The 12,194-nt window shown below is 60.3% G+C and carries 9 protein-coding genes, 2 tRNA genes and 1 rRNA gene; all 12 read right to left on the bottom strand.

The annotated features are described in order from the left end of the window. Positions 1-4: 4 nt before the first annotated feature. A tRNA-Ala gene (locus tag K8374_RS03295) sits at positions 5-80 on the bottom strand. 21 nt (positions 81-101) lie between these two features. Further along, positions 102-178, bottom strand: a tRNA-Ile gene (locus K8374_RS03290). Positions 179-263: 85 nt separating this feature from the next. Continuing rightward, positions 264-1,800 (bottom strand): 16S ribosomal RNA (locus tag K8374_RS03285). Positions 1,801-2,285: 485 nt separating this feature from the next. After that, positions 2,286-2,894 (bottom strand): protein-methionine-sulfoxide reductase heme-binding subunit MsrQ, encoded by a 609-nt coding sequence (gene msrQ, locus K8374_RS03280; protein ID WP_224457910.1) that lies wholly within the window; start codon positions 2,892-2,894, stop codon positions 2,286-2,288. Next, positions 2,894-3,907, bottom strand: a complete 1,014-nt coding sequence (gene msrP / locus K8374_RS03275; protein WP_224457909.1) for a protein-methionine-sulfoxide reductase catalytic subunit MsrP — start codon at positions 3,905-3,907, stop codon at positions 2,894-2,896. The genes msrQ and msrP overlap by 1 nt, the downstream gene beginning before the upstream one ends. Positions 3,908-3,978: 71 nt before the next feature. Continuing rightward, complete coding sequence (gene pssA, locus K8374_RS03270) at positions 3,979-4,836, bottom strand: CDP-diacylglycerol--serine O-phosphatidyltransferase (protein ID WP_084855446.1); 858 nt, start codon at positions 4,834-4,836, stop codon at positions 3,979-3,981. Between the two features lie 153 nt (positions 4,837-4,989). Then, on the bottom strand, positions 4,990-6,006 hold the full coding sequence (ilvC, locus tag K8374_RS03265; protein WP_043215774.1) for a ketol-acid reductoisomerase: 1,017 nt from the start codon (positions 6,004-6,006) through the stop codon (positions 4,990-4,992). A gap of 58 nt (positions 6,007-6,064) precedes the next feature. Continuing rightward, positions 6,065-6,556: an acetolactate synthase small subunit gene (gene ilvN, locus K8374_RS03260; RefSeq protein WP_003250040.1), complete on the bottom strand. Its 492-nt coding sequence runs from the start codon at positions 6,554-6,556 to the stop codon at positions 6,065-6,067. Position 6,557: 1 nt separating this feature from the next. Further along, positions 6,558-8,282, bottom strand: a complete 1,725-nt coding sequence (locus K8374_RS03255; protein ID WP_084855570.1) for an acetolactate synthase 3 large subunit — start codon at positions 8,280-8,282, stop codon at positions 6,558-6,560. 408 nt (positions 8,283-8,690) lie between these two features. Then, positions 8,691-9,023 carry a YqcC family protein gene (locus K8374_RS03250; protein WP_224457908.1) on the bottom strand — a complete coding sequence of 111 codons (333 nt, stop codon included), beginning with the start codon at positions 9,021-9,023 and terminating at the stop codon, positions 8,691-8,693. Next, entirely contained in the window at positions 9,020-9,802 is a 783-nt protein-coding gene (locus K8374_RS03245; protein ID WP_224457907.1) for a tetratricopeptide repeat protein, read from the bottom strand. The genes K8374_RS03250 and K8374_RS03245 overlap by 4 nt, the downstream gene beginning before the upstream one ends. Before the next feature lie 25 nt (positions 9,803-9,827). After that, entirely contained in the window at positions 9,828-12,146 is a 2,319-nt protein-coding gene (gene mrcB / locus K8374_RS03240) for a penicillin-binding protein 1B (protein WP_084855449.1), read from the bottom strand. Positions 12,147-12,194 lie beyond the last annotated feature (48 nt).

Raw genomic sequence — 12,194 nt, 5'->3', positions numbered from 1 at the left:
CAAATGGTGGAGCCAAGCGGGATCGAACCGCTGACCTCCTGCGTGCAAGGCAGGCGCTCTCCCAGCTGAGCTATGGCCCCGTCGTCTCTGCACCCAGCGAATGGTAGGTCTGGGCAGATTTGAACTGCCGACCTCACCCTTATCAGGGGTGCGCTCTAACCAACTGAGCTACAGACCTATAACAGGGTCGCGTTACAGCATCGTCTTCTTCAAGGAATCAAGCAATTCGTGTGGGAGCTCATCAGCAGGCTGATGTCTTCGATTAAGGAGGTGATCCAGCCGCAGGTTCCCCTACGGCTACCTTGTTACGACTTCACCCCAGTCATGAATCACACCGTGGTAACCGTCCTCCCGAAGGTTAGACTAGCTACTTCTGGTGCAACCCACTCCCATGGTGTGACGGGCGGTGTGTACAAGGCCCGGGAACGTATTCACCGCGACATTCTGATTCGCGATTACTAGCGATTCCGACTTCACGCAGTCGAGTTGCAGACTGCGATCCGGACTACGATCGGTTTTGTGAGATTAGCTCCACCTCGCGGCTTGGCAACCCTCTGTACCGACCATTGTAGCACGTGTGTAGCCCAGGCCGTAAGGGCCATGATGACTTGACGTCATCCCCACCTTCCTCCGGTTTGTCACCGGCAGTCTCCTTAGAGTGCCCACCATGACGTGCTGGTAACTAAGGACAAGGGTTGCGCTCGTTACGGGACTTAACCCAACATCTCACGACACGAGCTGACGACAGCCATGCAGCACCTGTGTCAGAGTTCCCGAAGGCACCAATCCATCTCTGGAAAGTTCTCTGCATGTCAAGGCCTGGTAAGGTTCTTCGCGTTGCTTCGAATTAAACCACATGCTCCACCGCTTGTGCGGGCCCCCGTCAATTCATTTGAGTTTTAACCTTGCGGCCGTACTCCCCAGGCGGTCAACTTAATGCGTTAGCTGCGCCACTAAAATCTCAAGGATTCCAACGGCTAGTTGACATCGTTTACGGCGTGGACTACCAGGGTATCTAATCCTGTTTGCTCCCCACGCTTTCGCACCTCAGTGTCAGTATCAGTCCAGGTGGTCGCCTTCGCCACTGGTGTTCCTTCCTATATCTACGCATTTCACCGCTACACAGGAAATTCCACCACCCTCTACCATACTCTAGCTCGCCAGTTTTGGATGCAGTTCCCAGGTTGAGCCCGGGGCTTTCACATCCAACTTAACGAACCACCTACGCGCGCTTTACGCCCAGTAATTCCGATTAACGCTTGCACCCTCTGTATTACCGCGGCTGCTGGCACAGAGTTAGCCGGTGCTTATTCTGTCGGTAACGTCAAAACAGCAAGGTATTAACTTACTGCCCTTCCTCCCAACTTAAAGTGCTTTACAATCCGAAGACCTTCTTCACACACGCGGCATGGCTGGATCAGGCTTTCGCCCATTGTCCAATATTCCCCACTGCTGCCTCCCGTAGGAGTCTGGACCGTGTCTCAGTTCCAGTGTGACTGATCATCCTCTCAGACCAGTTACGGATCGTCGCCTTGGTGAGCCATTACCTCACCAACTAGCTAATCCGACCTAGGCTCATCTGATAGCGTGAGGTCCGAAGATCCCCCACTTTCTCCCGTAGGACGTATGCGGTATTAGCGCCCCTTTCGGAACGTTGTCCCCCACTACCAGGCAGATTCCTAGGCATTACTCACCCGTCCGCCGCTGAATCAAGGAGCAAGCTCCCGTCATCCGCTCGACTTGCATGTGTTAGGCCTGCCGCCAGCGTTCAATCTGAGCCATGATCAAACTCTTCAGTTCAATACTGCTTGGGTTTTAAGAAACCCTAAACTTGGCTCAGCAATCTCAAATGACTATGTGATTTCTCGCATGGCCACTTGTGATGCTGATAATCTTGGCGACTATCAGACCGTACTCACAAGCACCCACACGAATTGCTTGATTCGATTGTTAAAGAGCGATTTGGTTAAGCGCTTTGCTCAACCGAGGCCGCGCATTCTACGCTTTCCTCAGAGTCTGTCAAGCGTTTATTTTGAAGTTTTTCGTTCAACTTCAACCGCTTAACGCGCTGCGATCTCTCGTAGCGGGAGGCGAATCATACAGCGTTAAAACCTGCTGTCAACTGCCTTTTTCACCGCTGTCGATCTGTGAGACCGAAGCCTTCCGATACTACCTGAAGCGTTCAACTCATTGAATCTCAAGGAGTTTTGCGTTTCGACTGCGTCGGAAGTGGGGCGCATTATAAGGGGATTCAGAAGGGCGTCAACAGTTATTTCAATAAAGTTTCAACCTGCCCTCCCCCGCCCCACCAAGCGAGGGACACGGCGCCATACCGGCGGCAATCGCACGGCCAATAACAGCGCACCAATAGAGGCATACACCACCCATTCCTTGAGGTCCGAACGCACGATCCAGAGAAAGTGCAGCAGCCCCAGCCCCAGGATGACGTATACCAATCTGTGCAACTTCTTCCACCGGGCACCCAGCCGCCGTTGACTGTATCGATTGGAAGTGGCCGCCAGCGCGAGCAGGCCCAGGAAGCCCAGGAAACCGACGATGATGTACGGCCGCTTGCGCAGCTCGACACCCAACTGCCCCCAATCCAGCCCCAGGATAAACACCATATAGGCCGTCATGTGCAGCATGATATAGGCAAAGCACCACAACCCCAGCTGTCGGCGCACCACAATCCAGCCCGACCACCCCGTCAGCCGTTGCAACGGCGTCATGCCCAGGGTGACCAGGAGAAAGGTCAACGCGCCCAACCCCAGGCGATCCACCAGGATCTTGCCAGGATCGGGCCCGAGCAAGCCCATAGCTGCCTCATAGAGCCACCAGGCCGGGAGCACGCACCCCACCAGGAAGATAGCCAGACGAAACCAGGGATAGCGCATCAATAGTTCTTCCGCAGGTCGAGCCCGGTATACAGCGACGCCACTTCATCGGCGTAGCCATTGAACATCAAGGTATCGCGCACATTGGGGCTGAACAGCCCGCTAGGCAGGCGCCGCTCCCTGGCCTGAGTCCAACGCGGGTGATCCACCGTCGGGTTGACGTTGGCATAGAATCCGTACTCCTCGGGCGCCAGGCTCTGCCAAGTCGTGCGCGGCTGCTCTTCCACCAGGCTCATACGCACGATCGACTTGATGCTCTTGAACCCGTACTTCCAAGGCACCACCAGGCGCAGCGGTGCGCCATTCTGATTGGCCAGCTCACGGCCATACATCCCCACTGCCAGGATTGCCAGCGGGTTCATCGCCTCATCCAGGCGCAACCCTTCTACATAGGGCCAGTCGATCAGGGCAAAGCCTGAACGCTGGCCGGGCATGGACTTGGGGTCCTGCAGGGTTTCGAAGCGCACATAACGCGCCTTCGAGGTCGGCTGCACCTGCTTGAGTACTTCGGCCAAGGGGAAGCCCAGCCAGGGAATGACCATCGACCATGCCTCGACGCAGCGCAAGCGGTAGATGCGTTCCTCGAGCTGGTAGGGTTTGACGAAGTCCTCCAGGGCATAGCGACCTGGCTTGGCCACCTCGCCATCGACCACCAGACTCCAGGGTTCGGTCTTCAGGCTGCCGGCATTGGCGGCTGGGTCGCCTTTGTCCGGCCCGAACTCATAGAAGTTGTTGTAGTGCGTGGCGTCCTTGAAGGGCGTGATCGCCTCATCTTTGACCGTGACCGCCTGCCAACGTGTACCCGCGAGCTTTTCGCCGAACCAACGTGGCGGCGCGCCTGGCGCGACATCGGCATAGCGCGACGGCTCAGCCGCCATACCGGCTGCCGGCAGCGCACTGAGCGCCAGGCCGGCAAGGGAGCCGCCGATCAAGGTACGCCGGGAAAGATAGATAGTTTCAGGGGTGATCTCCGATGCTTTGCAATCGGACGATCTGGGAGACTTGATAAGCATGACGGCTCCATAGCACAGGCAACGGATGTACCTGTAAGACTATGGAGCCGGAGGGTTATTCCAGCATTAACTCATTGAGGTGTCTTGCGACGGCGACCACGCAGCAGGTACTGCACCGGGCCGGACACGGCATAACCGAGGAAGATCAGCAGCAGGATACGGGGCGGGTCGCTGAACACCACGGCGAACACCAGCACTACGGCCAGGATCGCAACGAACGGCACACGCCCCTTGAGGTCAAGCTCCTTGAAGCTGTTGTACTTGATGTTGCTGACCATCAGCATACCCGCAGCCGCCACCAACAAGGCAACCAGGAACGACAGCTTGGAGCCCTGGATACCGTAGTCGCTGAAGGCCCATACGGTACCGGCGACCACACCTGCGGCGGCCGGGCTGGCCAGGCCGATGAAGTAGCGCTTGTCGGCGGTGCCGACCTGGGTGTTGAAACGCGCCAGGCGCAGTGCAGCACCTGCGACATAGATGAACGCCACCATCCAGCCGACCTTGCCCATATCGCCCAACGCCCAGACAAAGGCCAGCAGTGCAGGTGCGACGCCAAAGGCGGCCATATCCGACAGCGAGTCGTATTCGGCGCCGAATGCGCTTTGGGTGTTGGTCATGCGTGCCACGCGACCGTCCAGGCTGTCGAGGACCATGGCCACGAAGATGGCGATTGCGGCGAAGGCGAAATACTTGCTCGCTTCGCGCGGGTCGCCCGCACTGAGATAGCCGTGAGCACTGATGGAGCTGACGATCGAGTAGAACCCGGCAAACAGGTTGGCGGTCGTGAACAGGTTGGGCAGCAGATAGATGCCACGATGGCGGACCTTGCGGCCTTCGGCGTCATGCCCTTCTTCAATATGCTCATCGACAGGTAGCAGGCTTTCGGCGTCGGAGGGCTTGTTCGGCTCTTCGGGACGTTCGCTCATGAAAAATACCTTGCAACGGAAGTGGAAAAAATTCGACATGGGCCTGCTAAACAGGTTCTAACGGCAAGCCACTGGTCGCTTTATACCAGAAGCCGGCCGCCTAAATGAAAAAACGCGGCCGAAGCCGCGTTTTTTCATGTATCGAAGCAGACCTTAGTTCTTGGTCTTGTCGACGATCTTGTTGGCAGCGATCCACGGCATCATGGAACGCAGCTGCTCGCCGATGACTTCGATGCCATGGGCAGCGTTGTTGCGACGCTTGGCAGTCATGGACGGGTAGTTGGTGGCGCCTTCGGAGATGAACATCTTCGCGTATTCGCCGTCCTGGATGCGCTTCAGAGCGTTGCGCATGGCCTTGCGGGATTCTTCGTTGATGACTTCCGGACCGGTGACGTACTCACCGTACTCGGCGTTGTTGGAGATCGAGTAGTTCATGTTGGCGATACCGCCTTCGTACATGAGGTCGACGATCAGCTTCAGCTCGTGCAGGCACTCGAAGTAGGCCATTTCCGGGGCATAGCCCGCTTCGACCAGGGTTTCGAAACCGGCTTTGACCAGCTCGACGGTACCACCGCACAGAACGGCCTGCTCGCCGAACAGGTCGGTTTCGGTCTCGTCCTTGAAGGTGGTTTCGATGATGCCGGTACGGCCACCGCCGACACCCGAGGCGTACGACAGAGCAACGTTCTTGGCGTTGCCGGAGGCGTCCTGGTAGACAGCGATCAGGTCAGGGATGCCGCCGCCCTTGACGAACTCGGAGCGCACGGTGTGGCCCGGCGCCTTCGGCGCGATCATGATCACGTCGAGGTCGGCACGCGGAACGACCTGGTTGTAGTGGATCGAGAAGCCGTGGGAGAAGGCCAGGGTAGCGCCCTTCTTGATGTTCGGCTCGATCTCGTTCTTGTACAGAGCGCCCTGGAACTCGTCCGGGGTCAGGATCATGACCAGGTCGGCGGCAGCGACGGCAGTGGCCACGTCGGCCACTTTCAGGCCGTGGGCTTCTGCCTTGGCCACGGTGGCCGAACCTTTACGCAGACCGACGGTAACGTCCACACCGGAGTCCTTCAGGTTGCACGCCTGGGCGTGGCCTTGGGAGCCATAACCGATGATGGCGACTTTCTTGCCCTGGATGATGGAAAGGTCGCAGTCTTTGTCGTAATAAACTTTCATGAAATACCCCTGTTATATCTCGGCTCCACGGAGCCATCACTGATTCTTGTATGCGTATTCAGATACTGAGCACTTTGTCGCCACGGGCAATGCCGGTAACGCCGCTGCGCACGGTTTCCAGGATCGACGCCGTGCCGATGGCCTGGATGAAGCTGTCCAGCTTGTCGCTGGTGCCGCTCAGTTGCACGGTGTACACGCTGGCGGTGACGTCGACGATCTGGCCACGGAAGATATCCGTGGTGCGCTTGATCTCGGCGCGCTGGGCGCCGGTGGCCTTGACCTTGACCAGCATCAGCTCGCGCTCGATGTGAGCACTTTCCGACAGATCGACGAGTTTGACCACTTCGACCAGCTTGTTCAGGTTCTTGGTGATCTGTTCGATCACTTCGTCATGACCAACGGTCGTCAGGGTCAGGCGCGACAGGGTCGGATCCTCGGTCGGCGCCACGGTCAGGCTTTCGATGTTGTAGTTACGCTGGGAGAACAGGCCGACCACGCGAGACAAGGCACCGGGTTCGTTTTCCAACAGCAGGGAAATGATGTGCCGCATATCAGGTACGCTCCGTCTTGCTCAGCCACATGTCACGCATCGAGCCGTCCTTGATCTGCATCGGATAGACGTGCTCGGTCCTGTCGACCGCGATGTCGATGAACACCAGGCGGTCCTTCATCGCGAAGGCCTCTTCCAGCTTCGGCTTGAGATCCTTCAGGCTGGTGATGCGGATACCCACGTGACCATAGGCCTCGACCAGCTTGACGAAGTCAGGCAGCGACTCCACGTAGGAGTGCGAGTGACGGCCGCTGTAGGCCATGTCCTGCCACTGGCGAACCATGCCCAACACACCGTTGTTCAGGTTGACGATCTTCACCGGCAGGTCGTACTGCATGCAGGTGGACAGCTCCTGGATGTTCATCTGGATACTGCCTTCGCCGGTCACGCAAGCGACGTCCTGATCGGGGAAGTTGAGCTTGATGCCCATTGCCGCCGGGAAACCGAAGCCCATGGTGCCCAGGCCGCCGGAGTTGATCCAACGGTTCGGCTTGTTGAAGCGGTAGTACTGCGCCGCGAACATCTGGTGCTGACCTACGTCGGAGGTGATGAAGGCATCGCCCTTGGTCACTTCGCAGAGGGTCTCGATCACGGTCTGCGGCTTGATCACGCTGCCGTCGCCCTTGTCGTAGGGGAACAGGTCGCGATCACCACGCCATTCTTCGATCTGCTTCCACCAGGCATCCAGCGCGGCCTTGTCAGGCTGCTCGCCGATTTCCTTGAGGATGGCCAGCATCTCGTTGAGGACGCTTTCCACGGGGCCTACGATCGGCACGTCGGCCTTGATCATCTTGGAGATCGACGCCGGGTCGATGTCGATGTGGATGATCTTGGCATTCGGACAGAACTTGGCCGGGCCGTTGACCACGCGGTCATCGAAGCGCGCGCCGACCGCGAAGATCACGTCGGCATTGTGCATGGCCATGTTGGCGGTGTAGCTGCCGTGCATGCCGAGCATGCCGAGGAATTGACGGTCGGTACCCGGGAAGCCCCCCAGGCCCATCAGGGTATTGGTGACCGGCAGGTTCAGCGACTTGGCGATCTCGGTGAGCGCTTCGGAGCCGCCGCCGAGGATGACGCCGCCGCCGGAGTACACCACCGGGCGCTTGGCGGCCAGGAGCATCTCGGCCGCCTTGCGGATCTGGCCGGAGTGACCGCGTACCGCCGGGCTGTAGGAGCGCAGCTTGACCTTCTTCGGGTAGACGTATTCGAACTTCTCGGCCGGGTTGGTCATATCTTTTGGAATGTCGACCACGACCGGGCCTGGGCGACCGGATTGCGCCAGGTAGAAGGCTTTTTTCAGAACTTCGGGGATTTCCGTGGCGTGCTTGACCATGAAGCTGTGCTTCACGATCGGCCGGGAAATACCAATCATGTCGGTTTCCTGGAAGGCATCGGTACCGACCATGGTGCTAGGCACCTGGCCGGACAGGATGACCATCGGGATCGAGTCCATGTAGGCGGTGGCAATGCCGGTGATAGCATTGGTCGCGCCCGGGCCGGAAGTCACCAGCACCACACCGGCCTTGCCGGTGGCACGGGCGTAGCCGTCCGCCATATGGGTGGCAGCCTGCTCATGACGAACCAGGATATGGTTGATCTCCGGTTCCTTGAACAGGGCGTCGTAAACATGAAGGAGAGCACCGCCAGGGTACCCATAGATGTGCTTAACGCCTTCGTCACGCAAGAAGCGGACGACCATCTCAGCGCCAGATAAAAGCTCCACGTTGTTCACCTCTAAAACGCCAGAATACCGCCCTCACTGGGCGGGTCTTAATAGGTTTACTGCCAAGCAGAGCATGAGCGAACGTCAGCACTGACTGAGCAAGTATTGGGAGCACCCCAGAGTGTTGCGGGGGGTTCCCACCCAGCGCGAGGTAACGCGTTGCGGGGTGTAACAAGTCGGCGCGGGTGTGCGCCTCATGATCTGCTTAGCGGGTCTGCTTCTGGCAGTCCCTCTACAGCGGAAACTGGATTCTTCTGATTCGGCACGCGTAAGTCAAGAAAAATTATTGCCAATTTTTCCCAAGGATGAAGTGCTGCCACCACTAAAAACGAGCCCTGCAGCAGAAAAACAAAGAATTTAATAAAAAAGGGCCACAATCTGCGGCCCTCGAAGGAAAAAGAGAAGAAATCAGGCGGAAGGACTGATCAATTGATCGAACGCTGCCAGCAGGCGCCGTAGCTCGCGGCTCTGTTCCGGACGATCGACGAACACGGTTTCGGCCATGACCAGGATGCCGGAGGCGTTGGGCAATGGATGGCCCTGCTCGATGATGATCTTCATGCGGGGCAGGAAAATCCATTGCAGCCACTGCTCGAAGGCCATGGCGTCCACCGCGAAGGGCACCACGCTGGCAAGCGCCTCGGCGCTGGGTGCTTCCTCGCTCCACCAGCCCTGGACCTGTAGCTCGCGCTCGATCAACAGCAGGTGGTCGGCGATGTCCAGGATGCGCTGCTCCATCACGATGTCGTCCGCGCCTTCTGCCGCGCCAATGCCGCGCCAGCGCTGTCACCCTGCTTCTCGCGGGCCTGGGCGATGGTGTTCCACAGCTCGGCCTGCAGGTCAGGGCGACCGTTGGCATAGGTCAGGGCGCGACGGGCCAATTGCTCGGCCTGGGCCGCATCGCCCTGGGCCAAGCGTACCTGGGCCAGGCGGAACAGCACTTGCGGCTCGCGCGGGGCGATGCGCTGGGCACGTTCCAGGCTCGACGCGGCGCCGTTGAAGTCGCCACCGCCCTGTTGCTGCTGGGCGGTGGTCAGCAGTGCCAGCACCGGGCCGTCCAATTGTTCATCGGCCGACAGGCCGCCGCTGGCCGCATTGTTGCGCGGGATGCCGGTCGGAGCGCTGGAGGTGGCGCTCGGCGTGCTGTTCATCGAAGCGATATCGAACGGCTCGTCGGCAATCGGGTTGGGATTGGTCGTGATCGGGCCAGTGCTGACAGGCCCGGGCGTGATCGGCCCGGTACTGATCGGCGCCACGCTGCTGCCAGCCGGGAAGGACTGGATCGGCGCACCGCCGGCCCCTTGCGGGATCATTACGGTCACGCCGGAGTCTTCGGGCAGGGCCTGGGCCTGGCGGGTGCCGCCACTGGTCGGCAGGCCACCGCTGCGGTTGGCCGCGACCCGCTCGCTGTTGGAGACCCGGGTGCTGGAGTCCACCACCGGGATATTGCCGCGCGGCACGCTGGCACAGCCATGGAGCACGGCCATCGCCGTCAAGGCAGGAAACAACCACTTGTTCACGTCACACCCTCTTCGAAGCTAGCGCTCAATTCATCCATCCCTTGACCCAGTCCATGACGGACTCGACCGGGTCCTGTGGGCCACAGATGGCACCGGGAGCCGGTTCACTCCCTCGAATATACGGCATCTGCACCGCCCCCGGACAGCTGCTGTCCGACCCCTGGCCGCTGTACGGATCGATCCAGGCTTGCACCACGTTGTCCGGTTGCGGCATGTCCAGCGGCAGTGGGTCGGCCTTGCGCATGAAGCTGGTCCAAACCTGCAGGGCGCCGGTGGCACCGGTGAACGGGGTCTTGCCATTGTCGTCACGCCCCAGCCAGACCACCGCCAGCAGGTCCTGGCTGAAACCGGAGAACCAGCTGTCGCGCGAGTCGTTACTGGTACCGGTCTTGCCGGCCAGGGTCAGCGAGCGTGGCAGCACGTTGTAGACCGAGCGGCCCGTACCTTCGCGCATCACCCGCTGCATGGCGTTCTGCACCAGGTAGATGGCGCCTGGGTCGAAGGACTGCTGGATCTGGAACGGATAGCGCTTGAGCGGCTCGCCTTCGGCGGTGAGCACGCTACGGATACCGCGCATCGGCGTGTTGAAGCCACCGTTGGCGATGGTCTGGTACATGGTCGCGACCTGCATCGGCGACATGCCGCCAGCCCCCAGCAGCATCGACGGGAATGCTGGCCAATCGACGTTCACGCCGAGCCTACCGATGGTCTTGATCACGTTGGGCACACCCACTTCCAGGCCGATCTTGGCGGTGGACAGGTTGTACGAGTTCGCCAGGCCCTGGTACAGGTAGATGGTGCCGTGGGGGCGACGGTCGTAGTTCTGCGGGCGCCAGACCTGGCCGTCGGCACCTTTGACCGAGAACGGCTCGTCCTGCACCCAGCTGGTCAAGGTGTACTTGGTCGGTTTTTCCAGGGCGGTCAAGTACACCGCCGGCTTGACCAGCGAGCCGATCGGCCGTACCGCATCGATGGCACGGTTGAAGCCGGCGAAACCGGCCTGGCGACTGCCGATCAGTGCCTGCACCTCGCCGGTTTCGGGGTTGGTCACCACCATCGCCGACTCCACCTCATCAGCGCCCTTGCGCCCGGCCAGGCGCTTGAAGGTCTCGCTCATGGCCGTCTCGGCCTTCATCTGCAGGATCGGGTCGAAACTGGTGAAGATGCGCAGGCCTTCTTCGGTCAAGTCTTCGTCGCGGTAGTCCTGGCGCAACTGGCGCTTGACCAGGTCGAGGAATGCCGGGAAGGAGCTGTCGGCGAGGCTGCCGCGCTTGGTCACGCCCAACGGCATCTTCTTCGCCGCCGCGACCGCTTCCGGGGTCGCCACGCCCTGCTCGGCCAGCAGGTCGAGCACCAGGTTGCGACGGGCCAGGGCGCGGTCCGGATGGCGCCGCGGGTTGTAGTAGGACGGCCCCTTGACCATACCGACCAACAGGGCGATCTGGTGCAGCTTGAGTTCGGCCAGCGGCTGGCTGAAGAAGAACTGGCTGGCCAGGCCGAAGCCGTGCACGGCGCGCTGGCCGTCCTGGCCGACGAACACCTCATTGAGGTAGGCCTCGAGGATCTCGCGCTTGTCGTAGTGCAGCTCCAGCAACACCGCCATCATCGCTTCGGTCAGCTTGCGGCTGAGGCTACGCTCGTTGGTGAGGTAGAAGTTCTTCACCAATTGCTGGGTCAGCGTACTGCCGCCCTGGCGCATCGCGCCTGCCGACGTGTTGACCCACATGGCACGGGCGATGGACTTGGGCGATACGCCGAAATGGCTGTAGAAGTCGCGGTCTTCCACGGCCACCAGGGTTTCCAGCAGATACGGTGGCACCTGGTCGATCTTGATCAGGATGCGGTCTTCCAGGTTCTTGGGGTAGATGCCGCCGATCATCAGCGGCTCCAGGCGCACCACGTCGAGCTTGCCGCCATTGGCCCCGGAGAGCCCTGCCACGTAGTCGCCGGAAAAACGCACGCGTACGAACTGCGCGGGCTCCATCCCCTCGTAGAACTGGAAGCCACGGGTATTGAGGTCGACGGTGTTACCGTTGACCGATGCTTCGCCCGGGCCTTGGGCGGCGGTTTCGCGGCGGTAGCCGAGGGCATCGAGCTCGGTGAGGAAGTCGTTCTTGCTCAGCTTCTGGCCGACGAACAGCTCCAATGGCCGGGCGTACACCTTGGCCGGGATGGTCCAGCGCTTGCCGGAGAACTTCTCCTGGACGACAGCATCGAGGTAGACCGCGAAGCCGGCGATCAACACCAGGCCGACCAGGCTGAGCTTGAGGGCCCAGCCCAGCCAGGCGCGGGAGCGGCCGGTCGGGCGTTTCTTGGGGGTGCGGGAGTTTCGGGTACGAGTCATGGCGGCGGATTATACGCACTTTGGTCAAGGCTGGTGGGCTGCGGGGCG

This window comes from Pseudomonas sp. p1(2021b), assembly GCF_020151015.1.
Classification (GTDB): domain Bacteria; phylum Pseudomonadota; class Gammaproteobacteria; order Pseudomonadales; family Pseudomonadaceae; genus Aquipseudomonas; species Aquipseudomonas putida_K.
The sequence above is the reverse complement of the archived record's forward strand: the minus strand, read 5'-3'. Positions and strand labels throughout refer to the sequence as shown.